We start from the raw sequence: 21,417 nt of genomic DNA, 5'->3' as shown, positions 1-21,417 counted from the left end.
AGCTTTCGCTGTAAACGGAAACTGGAGAAAAAATAATGTCAGGGAAACTATTTGTACGAGTTACAGCTCTGCTGCTGACCCTCGTACTTGTTGCGTGCGGAGGAGATAGTGGATCGGGCTCCCTATCAGGTGTAGGTGGAAATAGTGGTGGCACAGGCGAATCAGGCGATGTCACCGAAACGGCCGCCGTGGGCACGATTCAATTGATTAATGAATCACCTCAGATCGCTACCGACGGATCAGACAGTTCATCGATTACTGCAATAGTAAAGGATACTGATGGTCGAGTAATGTCGGACATCAACGTTGGCTTTGCCGCAGATAACAACGGCACTGTCTTGGTCCAAACCGAGGTAACCGGTGCTAATGGCCAAGCGTCAGCTCAGGTTTCCGCTGGCGGCGATCCAAGGAATCGGACAATTAACGTAACCGTGACTGCCGGCGACGTATCGAGAACAACATCGATCTCTGCTACTGGAACTTCGATTTCAATAACGGGACCCTCTTCCATCGTTGCCGGCGCATCGGCTACTTACGTTGCTCGCCTCGTAGATGCGGATAACGATCCCATTGTCGGAGAATCGATTGAAGTATCAACCGAACTCGGAAATCAAATTTCAAATGTTGCGAGCTTTGCAACCGCACTTGATGGAACTGTAAAGTTCGACCTAGTTGCTCAGTCGGGAGGCTCAGAATCAATTACCGTCACAGCTTATGGTGGAGCGAGTCTTGTATCCGCTGAAAGAGTGGTCACCATCTCACCAGATCAATTCAGCTTTACTACTCCGGTTCCAGATACTGAAATTGAGCTGAATGCCACGCAAAGCCTGGAAGTAGAGTGGCTTTCCAACGGGGAGGCCGTTGCTGATGGTTCAAGCGTAGTTTTCGAGACAACTCGAGGAGTGTTCACTCAGAGCGGTTCCAGCACAGCCACAGTGACAACAATTGGAGGCACCGCCACAGTCGAAATTTCCTCAACTAACGTCGGCCCGGCATCAGTCACCGCGCGCAGCAACACGGCAAACGGTCCTTCAGCACAGCGAACCTTTGAGTTTGTTTCCACAACGCCTACACAGCTAAATCTTCAAGCTGACAAGACCCAAATCGGCCAAAATGAGTCTGCAGTAATTCTGGCTACAGTGCGTGACGCAAATAACAATCTCGTCAAGAACGCTACGGTAAATTTCGCCTTAGACGACGTAACGGGCGGCTCTCTCTCCGCGGGATCAGGCGAAACAAATAGCCAAGGGCAGACCCAGATAACCTATACATCGAGCTCGGTTTCCAGCTCCCTGGATGGCATAACAGTCTCCGCCACAGTCCCGAACACGGCAATATCGGAGAGCCTTTCGTTAACCGTGGGAGGGCAGGCCCTGAGGATAAACATTGGCACTGGAAACGAGATCGTTGAGTCCGGGCTAACCCTATACAAGCAGCCGTGGACTGCAATTGTTACCGATGCAAACGGCAACGCCTCCACCAACCGGTCAGTGCAGGTCAGCGTCGTCCCTGTTCGCTATTTCAAGGGTGCCTACGTAAAGCCAAGTGAGAACGCCCCTTGGGTCGCATCATATTCGGTCGCCGATGGCTGTGCCTCGGAAGACATTAACAACAATGGCATACTTGATGAAGCTGATGTTGATGAAAATGGGAATGGAACACTAGAACCAGACCCTTCAGCAACAGTACCTCTGAGCCTGACAACTGGCCCAGATGGCACAGTCACCTTCGATTTAACTTATTTAAAAAGCGAATGCTCTTGGATAGAAGTTGATCTTGTCGCGACGACAAGCGTTCAAGGAACTGAATCACAAGCGAAGCGACGCTTTACTCTCAGCTGCACTGCAGAGGACCTAGAGGCTTCTTCGCCCCCAGGCGGGGGCAACAGTCCTTACGGAACAGCTTCATCTTGCGCCAACCCCAATTAACAAAGACCACATAAAGATGGAGGGTTACCCTCCATCTTTATGTGTTTGAGTCTCTGATACCTTTCCGCGATAATACCTGCCTTCTGTTTTCAGTGGGCTTCCTGCCCCGAATCCAATTCTCCTGTAAACCGAGTCATCTGACAGCATGAAAGAGACCGTTTCCGATCTGCTCCAGTCTGCACTGGCAGCACTCCAAGCCGATGGCACTCTGCCTGCGGACCAGTCCTTCACTCCACAGGTGGGCAATACCAAGGACAAGTCCCACGGCGACTATGCCTGCAACATTGCCCTGGTTGCCTCAAAAGCTGCCGGTTGCCCGCCTCGCAAACTGGCAGAGGCGCTTATCGAGAAGCTGGCGCAGAGCATAGCAGTGGAGAAAGTGGAGATTGCCGGGCCCGGTTTCATCAACTTCTTCATGAGCACGGCCAGTGCTTTTGAAGTGGTCAACACCATATTGGATGAAGGCGATCGTTTCGGCCGCAACAACCAGGGCCAGGGCGAAAAAGTTCAGGTGGAGTTTGTTTCGGCCAATCCCACAGGCCCCCTTCACGTTGGTCACGGCCGTGGCGCGGCGATCGGTGACTGCCTTTGCCGGCTGCTGGAAGCAAACGGCTACGATGTGACCCGGGAGTTCTACTACAACGACGCCGGGGCGCAGATTGATAACCTGGCACTCTCAGTTCAGTCGCGGGTAAAAGGCCTGACGCCGGACGACGAGAGCTGGCCGGCGGACGGCTACCGGGGCGATTACATTGTTGATGTTGCCAAGGCCTACCTTGCCGGCGACACCGTTACTGCAGACGATCGGGAAGTGACCGCCAAGGCGGACCCGGAAGACCGCGACGCCATCCGCGAATTCGCCGTCGCCTACCTGCGCCGGGAGCAGGACCTGGATCTGAAAGCCTTCGGCGTTCAGTTCGATGTCTATTTCCTGGAATCCTCCCTGTACGAGGACGGCAAGGTTGAAGCCACGGTCAAACGCCTGCAGGAAAATGGCTACACCTACGAGCAGGATGGTGCCATGTGGCTGAAAACCACCGAGTTCGGCGATGACAAAGACCGCGTCATGCGCAAGAAGGACGGCGGCTACACCTACTTCCTGCCGGATGTGGCCTATCACTTCGACAAATGGCAGCGGGGCTTTACCACCGTTATCAACGAACAGGGTGCCGATCACCATTCTACCGTTACCCGCGTTCGTGCCGGCTTGCAGGCGCTGAACGCCGGAATCCCTGAAGGCTGGCCAGACTATGTTCTGCACCAGATGGTCATGGTCACCCGCTCCGGCCAGGAGGTAAAAATCTCCAAACGGGCCGGCAGCTATGTCACCGTCCGGGACCTGATCGATGAAGTTGGCCGCGACGCCACCCGGTTCTTCCTGGCCGCCCGGCGCGTCGACTCCCAACTGACCTTCGATATCGATCTTGCCCGCTCTCAGACCAATGAAAACCCGGTGTACTACATTCAGTATGCCCATGCGCGCATCTGCAGCGTGCTTCGTAAACTGGCGGAGGAAGGTGTGGAGCGCGGTCGGAACGAATGTGTAGGGGATTTGGAACTGCTGACTCTGGACGAGGAAAAAGAACTCGCCAACCAGTTGGCAAAGTACCCCGAGCTGATTATCAACTCCGCTGCCCAGCGTGAGCCGCATCACCTGACCCACTACCTGCGAGAACTCGCAGGGCAGTTCCACACATACTACAACGCTCACAAGGTGTTAATCGAAGACACAGCCACCCGCGATGCCCGTGTCAGTCTTTACCTTGCAATCAGGCAGGTTATCGAAAACGGCCTGGACCTGCTGGGCGTCAGCGCCCCGGAAGAGATGTAAAACCCAATGTCCCGAGATTACGCCCGTAAAGACAGGTCATCAACCAAGGCTTCAGCCACTGTGCGCCGCAAACCTGTGAAACAGGCCAAGGCGAAGGCTACCCGGCCAAAACCGGCAGCCACTGCCCGCTCGCAGCGCGGGGGGTTGTCGCTGAAGTGGATTTTGTCTCTGGCGGCCGTCGGCGGGTTCATCGGTTTTATTGTCTACCTGAACTCCCTGCCGCCCGGTCCAGGCGGCAACGTTCAGCCAGCGACTAAAAAACCGGCCCAACAAGCAGCCAAAAAGCCAGCGGAAACAGCCCGCCAGGAAGACCAGAAACCGGCATTCCGCTTTTATGACATGCTGCCGGAATCCGAGGTCGTACCCCCCAAAGTTGACGAGTACACTCCTGGCCCAACCCAACAGGACTTCGACTACCTGGTGCAGTCAGGCTCGTTCCGCAACAAGGAAGACGCTGAACGTCAGCGGGCCCAGATTGCCTTCCAGGGCCTGCGAGCGAGTATCCAGCGGATTAATCTGGACAATGGTTCCATCTGGTACCGAGTCAACGTGGGGCCGTTCACATCCCGCAGCCAGATGAACTCTGCGATCGACAAGCTGGTTTCCCTCAGCATCCAGCCTTTGGTCCGGAAGATTCCCAAGGAAGGTTGATCTTCGTTTTCTGGTCCTTAGTTTTGGTGGAAGCGCCTTTAAAGCGAGGCCTTGTGGAAGAGTCTGGGCCCGGATTGGGTTTTTGCTTTACAAAACTGTGCGGAGCCATGGATGGCGGAGCCCAAGCGTCACATGGATGTGCCGCAAGGAGCGTGTTTTGGAAAGCAAAAACCCAACCCGGGCCTTCTCCCAAACCAGAGCGCTCTTGAATTCCAGTCAGAAGCCTCCATAACTTGCGGATACCAAGTTCAATCAGGCAATTGGAGCCCAAATGACTACCATTCTCTCCGTCAGGCGCGATGACGAAGTTGCCATGGGTGGCGACGGCCAGGTTTCCCTGGGCAACACCGTAATGAAAGGCAATGCCCGAAAGGTTCGCCGCCTATATAACGGCCAGGTGATCGCCGGGTTTGCCGGTGGCACGGCCGATGCCTTCACCCTGTTTGAACGATTCGAGGCCCAGCTGGAGAAACACCAGGGCAACCTCACCAGGGCCGCCGTGGAACTGGCGAAAGACTGGCGAATGGACAGGGCGCTGCGCCGGCTGGAAGCCTTGCTGGCCGTGGCTGACAAGACCGCCTCGCTGATTATTACCGGCAACGGCGATGTCATTGAGCCGGAACAGGGTCTGATTGCCATTGGCTCAGGCGGTCCTTTTGCCCAGGCCTCGGCCCGGGCTCTGCTCGAGAACACCGATCTTTCCGCCCACGAGATTGTCGAGAAGGGCCTGGATATCGCCGCTGACATTTGCATCTACACCAATCACAATCGCACCCTTGAAGTGCTCTCCAAAAACGACTGATCCGGAGCAACCATGCCTGCAATGACTCCCCGTGAGATTGTCCACGAACTCAACAAACACATCGTGGGCCAGCAAGAAGCCAAGCGGGCGGTAGCCATCGCCCTGAGAAATCGCTGGCGCCGGATGCAGCTGGACAGCAGCCTGCGTGACGAGATCACACCGAAGAACATTCTGATGATTGGCCCCACCGGTGTCGGTAAAACCGAGATTGCCCGGCGTCTGGCCAGGCTGGCCGATGCTCCGTTCCTGAAAGTGGAAGCCACCAAGTTCACCGAGGTGGGTTATGTTGGCCGCGATGTCGAATCCATTATCCGGGATCTGGCGGACATGGCCGTAAAAATGCTGCGTGAAGCCGAGATGAAGCGCCATGAAAGCCAGGCACTCGATGCGGCGGAAGACCGGATTCTGGATGCACTCATTCCGCCACCCAGGGATTTCGGCGAAGACAGCCAGCGCAGCTCAGACTCATCCACCCGCCAGCTGTTCCGGAAAAAGCTCCGGGAAGGCGAGCTGGACGACAAGGAAATTGAAATCGACCTGCGCAACTCCGGTGCCGGCGTGGAAATCATGGCGCCTCCGGGCATGGAGGAGATGACCAATCAGCTGCAAAGCATGTTTTCCAATCTCTCCTCCGACAAGCGCAAGACCCGCAAGATGAAGGTTTCGGATGCCCTGAAGCGGGTCAAGGAGGAAGAGGCCGCCAAGCTTGTCAACGAGGAAGAGATCAAGCAGAAGGCCATCCAGGCAGTGGAACAGAACGGAATCGTGTTCATTGATGAAATCGACAAGGTCGCCAAGCGCTCGGAAAACACCTCATCCGATGTATCCCGCGAAGGCGTTCAGCGTGATCTGTTACCGCTGATCGAAGGCAGCACGGTAAGCACCAAGTACGGTGCGGTACGCACCGACCACATCCTGTTTATCGCCTCCGGGGCGTTCCACCTGTCCAAGCCTTCGGACCTCATTCCGGAACTCCAGGGCCGCCTGCCAATCCGGGTGGAGCTGCAGGCACTCACCCCAGAGGACTTCAAGCGCATTCTGACCGAACCGGATGCGTCCCTGGTTCAGCAGTATGAGGCGCTGATGTTAACCGAAGGCGTAAAACTGACTTTCCGCGAAGACGCCATCGCCCGTATCGCGGAGGTTGCCTGGAAGGTTAACGAAAGCACCGAAAACATTGGTGCCCGGCGGCTTCATACCGTACTTGAACGGTTGCTCGAGACCCTGTCCTTCGATGCCGGCGACGAGGTTACCGATGGCTTTGAGGTCACGTCCGAGTATGTGGATGAAAAACTTGGAGAGCTGGCAGAAGACGAGGATCTGAGCCGGTTTATCCTCTAAACGTAAAATTGGGGTCAGATGAAATTGGGGTCAGATGAAAATTTCATCTGACCCCAATTTCATCTGACCCCGGCTTACTCTGCTTTCGAAAAGAGGTGGGTGACATTCTCGAGGCCGGTTGCCAGCTTCCCCTTGTCTGCCCTTTTCTTTCTGCCCTTGGCCACATACAGGGGCAGCATTTCCCCGTAAAGGCTGGTACTGATCGTGCGCTGTTCGTCTTCCAGGCGATCCCGCCGCAGTTTGATGCCGTATTTCGCCAGCTTGGGCTCCAACTGGTCTGCGCGGTTCAGGAGATCCCGCCGGGTCATCTGGTAGGCATGTTCGCAGACCATGCGCCGGGACTGGAAACTGAACACATTGGAGAAGAACAGCTTGGCGTCGTCGCGGGTTGGTTCGAACAGCAGAATGTCCTTGTCCGGGTAGTCCCGGGCGTACTGGGCAATACCGGACTGCATCCGTGAGTAGACGATGGTCCGGAACATCTGGGACAGCAGGTTCGGCATACCGGACCGGGTCAGCTCACCTGGCTTCATGGACCCGGCACGGACCGCAGCGCTGGCATCAATGGGCACCTGGGGATTCACGGCGAATACGAGATCCGCGCCATCTTCGAAGGCAACGGAGGCGTGCAACCCCTTGCGCAGGGTGCCGTCCACGTAATAGCGGCCATCAATATTCACGGGCACATACAGGCCCGGCGACGAGGTGCTTGCCTGAATCGCCTTTGAAATGGGCACGTGGTCAAAGCCCGGGGCACCAAAACAGACTGCCTCCGTACTCTCGACATCGGCTGCCACTATGTAGAGGCTACGCTTCAGCTGGCGGAAATCGTTGGTCCGCCCCAGCATGGTAAAGGCACGCTTGAGATAGTCATGCAGACCTTCGTTATCAAACAGTCCCGCTGGAGCTGCCTGCGCCAGTATGGTCATGGCTTCCAGCAGGCTCTGATCGTAGGGGTTATTGACAAACCGGCGCACCGCGGTTGAAACCAGCCCCGGCACCGCCAGCAACCGACTGCCGATTTCCCGGAATGCCGGCCGATAGAAGACTTCCGGGTGAAAGGGGTGAACCTCGGCCTCATTGCGCACGAAAATCCGGCACAGCTGTGCGGTGGTCATCTGGTTTGCCAGATTCGCCGCCACAAAAGAACCGGCATTTACCCCGACATAAACATCGATATTGTTGAAGTCGAGGCCGTCCAGCACTTCGTCCAGGGCACGCAATGCTCCGATCTCGTATATTCCGCCCAAAGGACCACCACCGCCCAGGGCAAGCCCGATGCGGGGAGCGGATTTAAGATCAGTTGGTGCCTTCATAGCCTTTCCTTTTCCGGACAAAAAGTGCGATTCCGTGTTCTGAACCACCGGATACTGCAGATACCAAGGTAACAACCCGCTTTAGAGTACACACCCTATATTCGCCGAGTCAGGAAACGGCCGCCTCCGAAACCGCCATGGCGCTTGACTTGCCGGGCCTCAGGTAGCGGCCAAAACCGGCGTTTCGGAGAGCCAGATCCACACAGCTCTTGATGACGTGCGGAGAATCCAGCAGCAACACATCTTCCAGCAACTGGACGGCCCACTCCCGGCTGATACTCCGAATGACCGATTTGACCTTTGGTAAGCTGGCCGCGTTCATGGACAGGGAATCATACCCCATGGCCATGAGGAGCAACGCGCCACCGGGATCGCCGGCCAGTTCCCCGCAAATGCCCACCGGCTTCCCGACCGAATGGGCATCCTGGGCAATCCGGACCAGTGCCTGAAGCACTGCCGGGTGGTAGGAATGATAGAGCTGGGCAACCCTCGGGTTGTTGCGATCCACCGCCAGCAGGTACTGCGTCAGATCGTTGGAACCCACCGACAGGAAATCCACCCGGTCGGCCAGCTCGCGGATCTGGTAGACCGCTGCGGGAATCTCGACCATCACGCCGACTTTCGGCATGTGAATGTCGTAGCCCTCTTCCCGGACCTCGTGATACACCCGGTAGATCAGGTGCAGGGATTCCTCCACCTCCGAGATATTGGAGATCATCGGCAGCATGATCTGCAGGTTGTTCAGGCCCTCGCTGGCCTTGAGCATTGCCCGCACCTGAACCAGGAAAATCTCCGGATGGTCCAGGGTTACCCGGATGCCGCGCCAGCCCAGGAACGGGTTTTCCTCGTGGATCGGGAAGTAGGTCAACGCCTTGTCGCCGCCGATATCCAGCGTGCGCATGGTGACCGGACTGGGCGCAAAGGCCTCGAGCTGCTCCCGGTAATATTCGCGTTGCTCCTGCTCGGAGGGGAACTGGTCCTTGACCATGAAGGGGACTTCCGTCCGGTACAGACCAATGCCCTCGGCACCGTGGGACAGCGAGCGAACGACATCGGTCATCAGCCCGGTGTTTACCAGCAGCGAAACCCGGTGATGATCGGTGGTTTCACAGGGCTTGTCCTTGAGCACTTCCAGGCCCCGGATCAGTTCATCTTCTTCCTCACAGATCGCCTGGTAATACGAGCGAAGATCCGCAGACGGTGACGCGAATATCTGGCCCTCAAAACCGTCAACAATCAGGTCCTTGCCATCGAGCTGGTTAACGGGAATATCCACCAGCCCCATTACCGTGGGCACACCCATGGCACGGGCAAGAATCGCCACATGTGAGTTGCTGGAGCCCTTCACCGACACCAGACCTACCAGCTGCCCCTTGGGCACCTCACCCAGCATGGCGGGCGTAAGCTCCTCGCTCACCAGAACAGTACGTTCCGGATAATTCAGATGTTTCTGCTCACCCTCCTGGAGATGGGACAGCAGACGGCGGCCCAGATCCCGGATATCAACAGCGCGCTCCTGGAGGTAGTGGTCGTCCATCATCTCGAAGTGGCGGATGTACTGCTGGACCACCTGCTTCAGAGCACCCTGGGCCCAGATCCCTTCCCGGATCTTGTTTGCGACCTCACCGGGCATGGCATCGTCGCCCAGCATTCTCAGGTAGACATCGAACAACGCCTGCTCTTCCGGACGCAACTGCGAGGCGAGCCGTTTGGCTACGCGTTCGATATCTTCCCGGACCGCCTTCACCGAAGCCCGGAACAGCTCCAGTTCCTGGTCAATGTCGTCGGTGGGCTTTTCAGGAACCACATCCAGATCGGCGGACGGGTAAACCACAACGCCACTCCCGATCGCCACACCCGGAGCGCCGGGGACGCCACTGAAGCTGACATCGTGAGCCTCTTCTCCGGTCAGGGACAGACCACTGATAGCCCCGGTCGCTTCACTGTGGGCAATAACACCCGCCAGCTGTGCCGATACGGTTACCAGGAAAGCTTCTTCACCCTCGTCGAAACACCGGGAGCTTTCCCGCTGCTGAACAACGAGTACGCCAAGGACACGGCGATGGTGAATGATCGGGACGCCCAGGAAGGAGCGGAATCGCTCCTCCCCGGTTTCCGGGAAGTAGCGATAGCGTGGATGGGACGGCGCATCTTCCAGGTTGATGGGTTCTTCACGGGCGCCCACCAGACCGACAAGGCCCTCGGAATACGCGAGACTCACCTGCCCCACTGCTTTCCGATAGAGGCCTTCGGTGGCCATCAGGATATAGCGGTTGGTAGCGGGATCGAGCAGGTAGACGGAACAGACTTCCGTTCCCATGGCCTTCTGCACCCGCGATACGATGATATCCAGCGCCTCCTGCAAATCGCGGGCGCTGTTTACCTCTTGTACTAGACTTCGCAGAATGCTCAGCATGGCGGTGTCAGTCCGTCATTTCTGTTGTTCCTTTAAACGCCGGTTCTGCTCCGCCCGATGCCACTGTTCCATGTTGTAGAACAGCCGCGGCGCAAGCTCTCTCAGCGCACGTCGATACACTTCACGCTTGAATGAAACTACCTGGCCCAGTGGATACCAGTAGCTTACCCACTGCCAGCCGTCGAACTCCGGTGAATTCGTGCCGTCCACGCAAACCTGCGCATCCGGCGATAACATCCTCAGCAGGAACCATTTCTGTTTTTGACCCACACAAACGGGAAGCGAGTTGTGGCGTACCATCCTCCTCGGGAGTCGATACCTCAGCCAGCCCCGGGTGCAACTGATGATTTCCACATCGTTCGCACACAGGCCGATTTCCTCTCCAAGCTCCCGGTACAGTGCTTCCTCGGGTGATTCATCATGCTTGATACCACCCTGTGGAAACTGCCAGGAATCCTGCCCTATTCGCCTTGCCCAGAGAACTTCTCCCCTGTGGTTGGCCAGAATGATTCCGACGTTGGGTCTGAAACCGTCTGAATCGATCACGGCACAGTCCTCTTAAAAGTCGGTAGACCAGTACAAAAATTCACCGGTCAGATTTGCCCAAGTTGCTCTCATTCTTACAGAATCCCAAGGGTTCGGCAAACGGAGCCGTTGAGGACAGGTCGTGTTAGACTTCGCGCTTTCCCGCAGGCCCTGTGATCACTGGAGGTAACAGCTTGACGCTCGCAATTTTTGATCTGGACAACACCCTTCTGGCCGGCGACAGCGACCATGCCTGGGGTGAATTTCTGGTAGAGGAAGGCATTGTGGATGCCGAGGAATATCGCCTTGCCAATGACCGCTTCTATCAGGAATACCTGAACGGCGAGCTGGATATCCTGCATTACCTCGGTTTTGCCCTTCAGCCCCTGGCCAGCCATAACATGGGCGAGCTGCTGGCCTGGCGGGAGGCGTTTATGGCGAAGAAAGTACGCCCCATGATGCAGGCCAGCGCGGAAGACCTCCTGAACAGCCACCGGGAGCGGGGCCACACCCTGATGATCATTACCGCCACCAACCGCTTTGTGACTGAACCCATTGCCGAAACCCTCGGCATTGAGCATCTTATTGCCACCGAACCCGAACTGGTGAACGGCCGCTACACCGGCGAAGTGGCGGGAACCCCGAGCTTCCAGGATGGCAAGGTCAAACGCCTGAACGACTGGCTGGAAGCCCATGACAGGACACTTGAAGGCGCCTGGTTCTACAGCGACTCCCACAACGACCTGCCGCTGCTGAAGAAAGTGGACAACCCGGTAGCCGTCGACCCGGATCCCACCCTGGAGAAGTTTGCCCGGGACAGCGGCTGGCCCGTTATCTCGCTGCGCAACTGAAGTAAATTTGGGGTCAGATGAAAATGGGGTCAGATGAAAATGGGGTCAGATGAAATTTTCATCTGACCCCATTTTCATCTGACCCCGACTTCACCGACTTCACTGGCTTCAGAAGAACCCGGTAAGCGAGCGGACAAAGCAGGACTTGATGTAATCGGTCTCGGGAATGCCCGGAATTACCGGGTGGTCCGGGGCCTGATGCCCCTGCTCCAGCAACTGGACAAAGCGGTCAATCTTCCGGCCGCTGCCCCGGATGATATCTACCAGTTTCTCCTGCGACAGATGCATCGAACAGGACGCCGAAACCAGCACCCCGTCCCGCTCCAGCAAACGCAGGCCAAGCTGGTTCAACCGCGCATAGGCCTCTTCCCCCGCCTTCTGGTCCCTGCGCCGGGGAATCAGTGCCGGAGGGTCCAGCACCACGATGTCGTACTTTTCCTTCTCATCCGCCAGCGCCTTGAGCGCCTCAAAGGCATCGCCTTCAATCGTTTCCACATTGTCCAGACCATTGAGCCGGGCATTGTGGTGAACCGAATCAATCGCACCGGCCGAACTGTCCACACAGGTCACCTGAGTGGCCCCGGCACAGGCCGCCTGAAGACCCCAGCCACCGACGTAACTGAACACATCCAGAACCCGCTTGCCCGGCGCATAGGCCTGAAGACGCTGCCGATTCATCCGGTGATCATAGAACCAGCCGGTTTTCTGGCCACCCTCCAGCGGAACCTCAAAACGGACGCCGTTCTCCTCAACCTGCAGCAGACTGACCTCCGGGCCATGTGCCTGCTCCACATAGGTCTCCAGCCCCTCGACCTTGCGCATCTTGCCATCGTTCTTGAGGATGATCGCCTCCGGATGAACCAGACGCTGAACAGCCCGGACAACCGCTTCCTTCATCAACTCCATACCGGCCGTGGAAATCTGCACAACGACGGTGGAACCAAACCGGTCAATCACCAGCCCCGAAAGCCCGTCACTGTCGCCAAACACCCAACGGTAAAACGGCTTGTCGAAAAGCCGTTCTCTGAGCGCAAGCGCAGCCTCCATCCGCTGGGTCAACCGCTGGGGCGTCATACCGTGGCCCGGATCCCGACTGATCAGCCGGCCACAAATCAGCGCATGGGGATTAACGAACACTGTACCCAGAGGCTTGTCGTTCGACGCCCGAAGCTCCGCCTGAACACCGGCCTCGAATTCCGTCAGCGGACTGCGGCGGGTGTCCACCTCATTGCTGTAAACCCATAGATGGCCAGCACGGAGACGGCGCTCTGCGCCTTTTCGAAGATACAGAACCGGAAAATTCATAAAGACCACCTGGAAAGGAAAGACAGGGATTATACAAGATGAGTTGAAACTGATACCGATGTATGACGGGCTGACGGGGCGGGCCTTCCAAAACTGTGCGGAGCCAGGGATGGCGGAGCCAAGCGTACAGGGACGTATTCACAGCGTGTTTTGGAAGGCCCGCCCCGTCAGGCCAGCCTCCCAAATGGAAGCATTATTCCTCGGCAGCCACATGCTCCGCGTAAGCCGCAGAGTCCATCAGACCATCCAGCTCACCAGCATCCTCAAGCCGAACCTTGTATAGCCAGCCGTCGCCATAAGGATCTTCGTTGACCTTCTCCGGCTCATCCTCGAGGCTCTCATTCACCTCGATAACCTCACCCGTCACCGGGCTGAACACATCCGAAGCCGACTTCACAGACTCCGCCACACCGGCTTCCTCACCACCGTTAACCGTCGCGCCCACATCCGGAACGCCGATATAAACCACATCACCCAACTGCTCCTGGGCAAAATCCGTAATGCCGACCGTCGCCGTGCCATCGTCAGACACGCGAACCCACTGGTGGGTCTCAATGTATTTCAGGTCTGCGGGTATCTCACTCATAGTCTGGTTTCCTGATCAAATTTTTGCGCAGTTTAACCGAAGACACTAGCTCCAGCGAACCTCTCTTGCCAACGTCATGAACGAATTCAGATAATCCACCTCCCGATCCCGCTCGCGAAGCCCCAGAAAGATCTGTTTGGGAATACCTGTCTTACCAAGCTGAACAGCCCTTACCGGGATCCGCCCCCCGTAATCTTCCACCAGCCATCGCGGCAAGGCTGCCACACCGCGCCCTGCTGCGACCATCTGCAGCATGATGTCGGTGGTTTCAATGGTTTTATGCCGCGCCGGGCTGGCATGGGCCGGCAGTAGAAAACGCGTGTAGATATCCAGCCGCTCAATCTCTACCGGGTAGGTAATCAGAGTCTCGTTTTCCAGATCCTCCGGTTCTGCCCAGAGTTTGCCAGCCAGCGGATGATCCGCCCCCACCACCAGTACCTGCTCGTAATCAAACACCGGCTCAAAGACCAGACCAGGACGGTGCAATGGGTCTGGCGTTACCAGCATGTCGATATCGTGGCCAAACAGGGCGCCAATGCCGCCGAACTGGAATTTCTGTTTCACATCCACATCCACCCCCGGCCACTGCTCCAGGTAGGGCCCCACTACTTTCAGCAGCCACTGATAACAGGGGTGGCATTCCATCCCGATGCGGAGGGTTCCCCGCTGACCCTTGGCAAACTGACCAATCAGCATCTCGGCGTGCTCAATCTGCGGCAACAGCCTGTTGGCCAGGGCAAGTAAATACTCACCTGACTGGGTCAGCCGCAGCTGCCGCCCCTCCCGCACCCAAATGTCCGTACCAAGCTGTCGCTCCAGCTTTCGGACCGAATGGCTCAGAGCAGACTGGGTCAGGTGTAGCCGCTCGGCGGCCGCCGTCAGGGACCCCTGCTGATCCACCGCCCTGAGAATTTCCAGATGGCCACGCTCAATCATTCCGCCTCCAAACATGAGCTAAATTCATTGATACCTGAAATTTTACCATTATTTTTCATCTCGCAAGGGCGATAACCTGACCCCTCCTGCAAACAACACGATTGAACAAAGGACAACACCATGGTGACCACACACAATCTCGGCTTCCCGCGCATTGGCGCCCGCCGGGAGCTGAAATTTGCCCAGGAAGCCTTCTGGAAAGGGCAAATCACCGAAGAAGAACTGCAGATCACAGGTACTGACCTGCGCCGAAAGCACTGGCATAGCCAGCGGAAGCTGGACCGGGTTCCGGTGGGCGATTTCTCGTTTTACGATCAGGTTCTGGATATGAGCTTTACCCTGGGCAACCTGCCCGAACGGGTGAGCGAGACCGGAGGCAGCGCGCTCGATCAGTATTTCCGGGTAGCCCGGGGCCGCTCCGGGCAGGAGCCGTCCTGCTGTGGCGTGCAGGCAGGAGAAATGACCAAGTGGTTCGACACCAACTATCACTACATCGTGCCGGAATTCCAGCAGGACACCCGTTTCCAGCTCAATGCCGACCGGCTGATTGAACAGATCAACGAAGCCAGGGCCCAGGGGCTGATTCCTAAACCGGTGATTATCGGCCCGGTGACCTATCTCTGGCTGGGAAAATCCAAAGACGACAGTGACCGGCTGACCCTGCTGGACTCCCTTTTGCCTGTGTACTCGGAACTTCTGGATCTGATGTCGAATCATGGAATCGACTGGGTTCAGGTGGACGAGCCCGCCTTGGTCGCCGATCTTGATGCAGACTGGCGCCACGCCTTCAGCCTGGCCTACCACCATCTCAAGACCAGCCGCCTCAAGCTGTTGGTAACCACTTACTTCGGTGAGTTGCGGGAAAACCTGCAAATGGCCTGCGAACTGCCGGTTGCCGGCCTACACCTCGACGCCATCAGCGCGCCACAGGAAGTAGCGCGGATGGTGGACTGGCTGCCACCCCACAAACAACTTTCCTTGGGTGTTATCAACGGCCGGAATATCTGGCGAACAGATCTCGGCAAGACCCTGGACTGGCTGGAGCAGGTCCATGAAAAACTGGGTGATCGCCTGTGGCTGGCGCCGTCCTGCTCTTTGCTGCATGTTCCGGTAGATCTCAACAGCGAAGAAAAGCTGGACCCGGAAATCCGCGGCTGGCTGGCGTTTGCCCTTCAGAAACTGGACGAGTTGGCCATTCTCGCCACCGCCCTGAATCAGGGCAGAAACGCAGTCCGTAAGGAACTGGCTGAATCCGCTCTAGCGACGGAAAACCGGAAAACGTCCGGAAGGGTTCATAACCCCTCGATAGAGACCCGAATCCAGGCAATCAGGCCGGACCTCGGTCAGCGGCAAAGCCCCTACTCAGCGCGCATCACAGCCCAGCAACAGAAACTTGACCTGCCCCTGTTTCCAACCACGACCATTGGGTCCTTCCCCCAGACACGGGACATCCGCCAGGCTCGCCTGCAATTCCGTAAGGGCACACTGACAGAAGCCGCCTACAGGCAACGGATTCGTGAGGAAGTAAGCCGTTGCATTGACGAGCAGGAAATACTGGGCCTGGATGTTCTGGTGCATGGCGAGGCGGAGCGCAATGACATGGTTGAATACTTCGGCGAACAGCTTGAGGGTTATGCCTTCAGCCAGTTCGGCTGGGTCCAGTCTTACGGCTCCCGTTGCGTGAAACCGCCCATTCTGTTCGGCGACATTTCCCGCCCGAGAGCCATGACCCTGGAGTGGACTCGCTACGCCCAGTCACTGACCGAAAAACCTGTAAAAGGCATGCTGACCGGTCCCGTGACGATTCTTAACTGGTCCTTCGTACGGGACGACCAGCCCCGCAGGGATACCTGCCTGCAGCTGGCGCTGGCGATTCGGGAGGAAGTGCTTGATCTGGAAGCCGCCGGCGTTGGCATTATCCAGATTGATGAGGCGGCCCTGAGGGAAGGCCTTCCGCTGCGGAAATCAGACTGGAGCGACTACCTGGACTGGGCGATAGAGGCATTTCGGATTGCCGCCAACGGCGTTCGAGATGAAACCCAAATCCATACTCACATGTGTTACTCGGAATTCAACGACATAATCGAAGCCATCGCTCGCATGGACGCAGATGTCATCACCATCGAAACATCCCGTTCGGACATGGAGCTGCTCGATGCATTCCGGGGCTTCCGGTATCCGAACGACATCGGCCCCGGCGTCTACGACATTCACTCCCCCAACATACCGGACAGCGAGCAGATCAAGTCGCTTATGGTGAAGGCTGCAGAGCAGATACCAGCGGAGCGGCTATGGGTTAACCCGGACTGCGGCCTGAAGACCCGTCAATGGGAGGAAGTCATTCCGGCGCTCAAGAACATGGTGGCTGCAGCCCGTGAGCTGCGAGAGCGGATTCAGTAACCGGTGCTGTTCTGATCCAGCTCGAACTGGAAATCTGTGGCCCGGCGGACTTCCGTCATGAAGTCCCCGGTGTCATGGAACTCAAACCAGCGGTAGCCAGGTGGCAAGTCCTCAACGGCGAACTTGCTGGAACCGGAGGTGAACTGAATGCAGGTAGACGGCGTGGCCATCAGCTGCACACCATGGCGCTCGCGTTCGTGTTCCTGATGGATATGTCCCCACAACACAATTTTTACCTGAGGGAACCGGTCCACAACCCGCCAGAAGGCATCCCGGTTGGTGAGGCCAATCTTTTCCATCCAGTCAGATCCGATGTCTACGGGATGGTGGTGCAATGCAACGACGGCTGGCAGATCCGGATGCTGCTCCAGGGCTTGGGCCAGGAACTCCAGCTCTGAATCGGCCAGGGCACCAAAGACCTTGCCGGGCACGGAGGAGTCCAGCATCACGAACTGCCACCCGCCCTGGATCACATGGCGCTGGTTCGCATCGAACTCTGCGGCAACTCTTTCCAGGTTTTCGATACGGTCGTGATTGCCCGCAATCCACGTGGAGGGGCAGGAAAACACCTCAAGGCTCTCTCCAAACACGCGATAGGCGTCCACCGAACCATCCTGGGCCAGATCCCCGGTGGCCAGTATCAGGTCAGGCTGGCCGTGTACCTTCAGCACTTCTGCGATGACTGCCTGCAGGCTTTCGCGGGTCTTAACGCCCAGCAGGTCCCCGTCGGCACGCGCCATCAGGTGCGGATCGGTCAGTTGCAATACCCGGAGCGGCCGGGTTTCTTCCTTAATGGTCATGGCGTTCTGGATCTACTCGCTGCGCAACACTTGGTCTGGACACAAGTGTACGACGTCAGTTTGCGGATTTATCACTCGCGAATCGAACTGGAGTCACATTCTGGCCAGGCTCGGACGATATATTGCAATTTTTGACAACTATGGCACATCAGGGGGCCATGGCCACACCACTTTAGTACTGCCTGCCGCCCTTTAAAACGTCGTTTCAGTCGACGCCTTCACCGGCAGACCAGGCGGCATGTTCCATGGGAAGGTGGCCAAACCGCAGACAATAATCCAGCCAGTCGGCCAGAAAGCCGTTGACCTGGACCTTCTCGTCCGGGTGGTGCATAAAACGGTTGGGGTAGTCATTCACAGGGGCAATCTGGCGATCCCGGTAACAGCTGATGACCTCGGCCATGGAAGCATCGTGGTAGACCCGGACGGTCATTTGCGGATTATTGAGCCAGCGCCCCGGGTTGTGCACCTGCTCAAGCAGCAGGGTTTCGGTAAACCTTGCAGTCTGCAGCACCTGGATACGGACACGCCCGAGGTAATGATTCTCCCGGTGCAACTCAAACTCGCACACGGGCTTACCGTCCACTTCCAGCTGACGCAGCTTCTGCAGTCTCCGGTAGTTGCCATCACACAGGGCACCGAGCTGACGCAGGTCCGGAACATACCGCTTGGGTTTCATGGTCCACTCACCCATTACTGCCACCCTCTCCTCAAACGGGCCCGATTCAGTTCAAGCCACTGGAGGGCAATAATGGCGGCAGCATTGTTGATGCGGCCATCGTGGATCATCGCTATGGCATCTTCCGAGGAAACGACGTGGGCGCGAATATCCTCGTGTTCGTGTTCCATGCCATAAAGACCGCCTGCATCTTCCGTGCTGATGCGGCCACAGTAAAGGTGGATCATCTCGGTGCTGCCACCGGGAGAAACCAGGTAATCGCAGATCTTGTCGAGCCGCTGAAAAGTAAGCCCGGCCTCTTCCTGCCCTTCCCGCCGGGCAACCTCTTCCGGGCTTTCGCCATCTTCGTTCATGCCGGCGACCAGTTCCAGCAACCAGGGCGATTGCGTGCGGCCCAAGGCGCCGAGGCGAAACTGTTCAAGGAGTACGACTTGATCCCGTTCAGCGTCGTAGGGCAGCACGCAGGTGGCATCGCCCCGGATAAAGAGTTCCCGGGTAAACACGGGCATGTCCCCGCCATCAAAACGCGGGTGTGTCAGCCAGAGCTTGTCCATACGGAAGAAGCCCTGGAAGACGGTTTCGCGTTTTTCGACTTTGACGTCGCTGGCTTTAAACTGGAACGGTTTGGTCATCTTTCATCCGGTTGTTGAATCGACTTTGAACGATAGCCTTTACTTGGGTCTTACTTCAAGCTCTAGCTCCGGCCCCAGCTTGTTGTTTTCGGGGGAGGGTGTGTCGGGACCGGGTTCCCAAAACACGCTCCTTGCGGCACGTCCATGTGACGCTTGAGCTCCGCCATCCATGGCTCCGCACAGTTTTGGGAACCCGGTCCCGACACACCCTATCGGACAATGTGCTTTCGCCTATAAGACCCTCCAAACCAAACTTTGAATATGATGTCTTTAATTACAGGCAAAACCACTCATACGAATTACTCACGCCCAGACAGAGCCACCAGGAAAACTCAAAGTACGGCTTTAGACCTTGTCGTAGAGCTTGCTCCCAGACTCCACGAACTCCCGGGATTTCTCCTGCATGCCCGCATCCACTGCGGATACCTCATCGAGGCCATGCTCCTTCGCGTAATCCCGAACCTCCTGGGAGATCTGCATGGAGCAGAACTTCGGGCCGCACATGGAGCAGAAGTGGGCCACCTTGGCGGATTCCTTCGGCAGGGTTTCGTCGTGGTAGGCGCGGGCCGTGTCCGGGTCCAGGCCGAGGTTGAACTGGTCTTCCCAGCGGAACTCGAAACGGGCCTTGGAGAGGGCGTTGTCGCGGATCTGGGCGCCCGGGTGGCCCTTGGCCAGGTCGGCGGCGTGGGCGGCGATCTTGTAGGTGATGATGCCGGTTTTTACGTCGTCCTTGTTGGGCAGGCCCAAGTGCTCTTTGGGGGTCACATAGCAGAGCATGGCGCAGCCATACCACCCGATCATCGCCGCGCCGATGCCGGAGGTAATGTGATCATAGCCCGGGGCGATGTCGGTGATCAGCGGGCCGAGGGTGTAGAACGGGGCTTCGTCGCAGCATTCCAGTTGCTTGTCCATGTTCTCTTTTACCAGATGCATGGGCACGTGGCCGGGGCCTTCGATCATGCACTGGACGTCGTGTTTCCAGGCAATTTTGGTCAGCTCACCCAGGGTTTCCAGTTCGCCGAACTGGGCTGCGTCGTTGGCGTCGGCGATGGAGCCGGGGCGCAGGCCGTCGCCAAGGCTGAAAGAGACATCGTAGGCTTTCATGATTTCGCAGATGTCTTCGAAGTGCTCGTACAGGAAGCTTTCCTTGTGGTGAGCCAGGCACCATTTGGCCATGATCGAACCACCCCGGGAGACGATGCCTGTGGTGCGCTTGGCAGTCATAGGCACATGGTGCAGGCGGACGCCGGCGTGGATGGTAAAGTAATCCACCCCCTGCTCGGCCTGCTCAATCAGGGTGTCCCGGAAGATTTCCCAGGTCAGGTCTTCGGCCACGCCGCCGACTTTTTCCAGGGCCTGGTAAATCGGCACGGTGCCGATGGGTACCGGGGAGTTGCGGATGATCCATTCCCGGGTCTCGTGGATGTTCTTGCCGGTAGACAGGTCCATGATGGTATCGGCGCCCCAGCGGATGCCCCAGGTCAGTTTCTCGACTTCTTCCTCAATGGAGGAGCTGACCGCTGAGTTGCCAATGTTGCCGTTAATCTTCACCAGAAAGTTACGGCCAATGATCATCGGCTCGGATTCCGGGTGATTGATGTTCGCGGGGATGATGGCGCGGCCGCGAGCCACTTCGTCCCGGACGAATTCGGGGGTAATCTGGTCCGGCAGGCCCGCACCGAAGGACTGTCCGGGATGCTGGTCTTTCAGCAGACCCTGTTCCCGGGCCTCCTGCAGCTTCATGTTTTCACGGATGGCGATGTACTCCATCTCCGGGGTCACGATACCCTGCCGGGCGTAGTGCATCTGGGAAACGTTTTGGCCAGGTTTGGCCCGTAGCGGTTTTCGCTCGTCCATGAACCTCAGCGGGTCAAGCTGGGGGTCTTTCATGCGGCGGCGGGTGAACCCGGAAGAGTAGTCCGGAAGCTGTTCCACATCACCGCGTTCGGCGATCCAGGCGGCGCGGACTGGTTTGAGACCTTTACGAAGATCAATAGCAGCTTCAGGATCTGTGTACGGGCCGGACGTATCGTACACAACCACCGGAGGGTTCGGCTCGCCGCCCATCTCCGTGGGCGTGTCCTGCACGGTAATTTCCCGCATAGGTACCCGCAGATCGGATCGGCTACCCTGCACGTATACTTTTCGTGAGCCTGATAATGGTTTGATGGCGGCGGAATCCGCCGCTGCGGATTCACTGAGATAGGCTGGCAAGTCCGTCATGGTCTGCTCCCGGTATTGGAGGGTTGTCGGGTCGCGTATGACGGGCCTTCCGGTACGGAAGAGGCTGGAACCAGCACGTTTTGAATGGTCTTAATCCCTACGCCGGTATTATCCGGATCAGGTTGCGGGTTCCGCACTGCAATCTCAGCCAACCACCGGTTTTCGGTGTATCAGCACCCCGTCAAGACGCGAACTGCT

Annotated in this window: 17 protein-coding genes and 1 riboswitch; of the genes, 7 read left to right on the top strand and 10 right to left on the bottom strand. The window is 57.4% G+C overall.

From position 1 onward, the window contains the following. The first annotated feature begins 35 nt into the window (after positions 1-35). From NLK58_RS16835 to hslU, 5 genes are all read left to right on the top strand, one after another. The gene (locus NLK58_RS16835; RefSeq protein WP_341581367.1) at positions 36-1,928 is read left to right on the top strand and encodes an Ig-like domain-containing protein; all 1,893 of its coding nucleotides are present in this window, start codon (positions 36-38) and stop codon (positions 1,926-1,928) included. 145 nt (positions 1,929-2,073) lie between these two features. Then, positions 2,074-3,759, top strand: coding sequence for an arginine--tRNA ligase (argS, locus tag NLK58_RS16830; RefSeq protein ID WP_341581366.1), 1,686 nt, complete (start codon positions 2,074-2,076; stop codon positions 3,757-3,759). Between the two features lie 6 nt (positions 3,760-3,765). Next, on the top strand, positions 3,766-4,410 hold the full coding sequence (locus tag NLK58_RS16825) for an SPOR domain-containing protein (protein WP_341581365.1): 645 nt from the start codon (positions 3,766-3,768) through the stop codon (positions 4,408-4,410). A gap of 271 nt (positions 4,411-4,681) precedes the next feature. After that, positions 4,682-5,212 carry an ATP-dependent protease subunit HslV gene (gene hslV / locus NLK58_RS16820; protein WP_341581364.1) on the top strand — a complete coding sequence of 177 codons (531 nt, stop codon included), beginning with the start codon at positions 4,682-4,684 and terminating at the stop codon, positions 5,210-5,212. Between the two features lie 12 nt (positions 5,213-5,224). Then, a complete protein-coding gene (gene hslU / locus NLK58_RS16815) occupies positions 5,225-6,553 on the top strand; it encodes an ATP-dependent protease ATPase subunit HslU (RefSeq protein WP_341581363.1) in 1,329 nt (442 codons plus the stop codon). A 74-nt stretch (positions 6,554-6,627) separates the two neighbouring features. Here hslU and NLK58_RS16810 read toward each other — a convergent pair whose 3' ends face one another. The 3 genes from NLK58_RS16810 to NLK58_RS16800 all read right to left on the bottom strand — a co-directional run bounded on the left by NLK58_RS16810 (position 6,628) and on the right by NLK58_RS16800 (position 10,831). Beyond that, on the bottom strand, positions 6,628-7,869 hold the full coding sequence (locus tag NLK58_RS16810) for a patatin-like phospholipase family protein (protein WP_341581362.1): 1,242 nt from the start codon (positions 7,867-7,869) through the stop codon (positions 6,628-6,630). A 109-nt stretch (positions 7,870-7,978) separates the two neighbouring features. Beyond that, positions 7,979-10,285, bottom strand: a complete 2,307-nt coding sequence (gene ptsP, locus NLK58_RS16805) for a phosphoenolpyruvate--protein phosphotransferase (RefSeq protein WP_341581361.1) — start codon at positions 10,283-10,285, stop codon at positions 7,979-7,981. Positions 10,286-10,300: 15 nt separating this feature from the next. Further along, positions 10,301-10,831, bottom strand: a complete 531-nt coding sequence (locus NLK58_RS16800) for an RNA pyrophosphohydrolase (protein ID WP_117619536.1) — start codon at positions 10,829-10,831, stop codon at positions 10,301-10,303. Positions 10,832-11,004: 173 nt separating this feature from the next. On the opposite strand from NLK58_RS16800, the gene NLK58_RS16795 reads away from it, so the two are divergent. After that, positions 11,005-11,661, top strand: coding sequence for an HAD family phosphatase (locus tag NLK58_RS16795; protein WP_117619535.1), 657 nt, complete (start codon positions 11,005-11,007; stop codon positions 11,659-11,661). A 108-nt stretch (positions 11,662-11,769) separates the two neighbouring features. On the opposite strand, the gene NLK58_RS16790 is transcribed toward NLK58_RS16795, so the two are convergent. The 3 genes from NLK58_RS16790 to NLK58_RS16780 all read right to left on the bottom strand — a co-directional run bounded on the left by NLK58_RS16790 (position 11,770) and on the right by NLK58_RS16780 (position 14,488). Further along, on the bottom strand, positions 11,770-12,966 hold the full coding sequence (locus NLK58_RS16790) for a class I SAM-dependent rRNA methyltransferase (RefSeq protein ID WP_341581360.1): 1,197 nt from the start codon (positions 12,964-12,966) through the stop codon (positions 11,770-11,772). A 193-nt stretch (positions 12,967-13,159) separates the two neighbouring features. Next, positions 13,160-13,552 (bottom strand): glycine cleavage system protein GcvH, encoded by a 393-nt coding sequence (gcvH, locus tag NLK58_RS16785; protein ID WP_064230283.1) that lies wholly within the window; start codon positions 13,550-13,552, stop codon positions 13,160-13,162. 45 nt (positions 13,553-13,597) lie between these two features. Continuing rightward, positions 13,598-14,488 carry a LysR family transcriptional regulator gene (locus tag NLK58_RS16780; RefSeq protein ID WP_117620437.1) on the bottom strand — a complete coding sequence of 297 codons (891 nt, stop codon included), beginning with the start codon at positions 14,486-14,488 and terminating at the stop codon, positions 13,598-13,600. A 120-nt stretch (positions 14,489-14,608) separates the two neighbouring features. On the opposite strand from NLK58_RS16780, the gene metE reads away from it, so the two are divergent. Beyond that, positions 14,609-16,888 (top strand): 5-methyltetrahydropteroyltriglutamate--homocysteine S-methyltransferase, encoded by a 2,280-nt coding sequence (gene metE / locus NLK58_RS16775; RefSeq protein ID WP_117619532.1) that lies wholly within the window; start codon positions 14,609-14,611, stop codon positions 16,886-16,888. On the opposite strand, the gene cpdA is transcribed toward metE, so the two are convergent. From cpdA to thiC, 4 genes are all read right to left on the bottom strand, one after another. Next, on the bottom strand, positions 16,882-17,688 hold the full coding sequence (gene cpdA / locus NLK58_RS16770; protein WP_117619531.1) for a 3',5'-cyclic-AMP phosphodiesterase: 807 nt from the start codon (positions 17,686-17,688) through the stop codon (positions 16,882-16,884). The two genes, metE and cpdA, sit on opposite strands and share 7 nt — an antisense overlap. 205 nt (positions 17,689-17,893) lie before the next feature. Next, positions 17,894-18,379, bottom strand: coding sequence for a DUF1249 domain-containing protein (locus NLK58_RS16765; RefSeq protein WP_117619530.1), 486 nt, complete (start codon positions 18,377-18,379; stop codon positions 17,894-17,896). Further along, a complete protein-coding gene (locus NLK58_RS16760) occupies positions 18,379-18,996 on the bottom strand; it encodes an NUDIX domain-containing protein (RefSeq protein ID WP_341581359.1) in 618 nt (205 codons plus the stop codon). Before NLK58_RS16760 ends, NLK58_RS16765 begins: the two co-directional genes overlap by 1 nt. Positions 18,997-19,341: 345 nt before the next feature. Beyond that, positions 19,342-21,219, bottom strand: a complete 1,878-nt coding sequence (gene thiC / locus NLK58_RS16755) for a phosphomethylpyrimidine synthase ThiC (protein ID WP_341581358.1) — start codon at positions 21,217-21,219, stop codon at positions 19,342-19,344. Between the two features lie 77 nt (positions 21,220-21,296). Further along, a riboswitch (TPP riboswitch) is annotated at positions 21,297-21,410 on the bottom strand. Positions 21,411-21,417: the final 7 nt, after the last annotated feature.

This window comes from Marinobacter metalliresistant, from assembly GCF_038098645.1.
Taxonomy (GTDB): Bacteria; Pseudomonadota; Gammaproteobacteria; order Pseudomonadales; family Oleiphilaceae; genus Marinobacter; species Marinobacter metalliresistant.
This window is presented reverse-complemented; position numbering and strand designations above follow the sequence as displayed.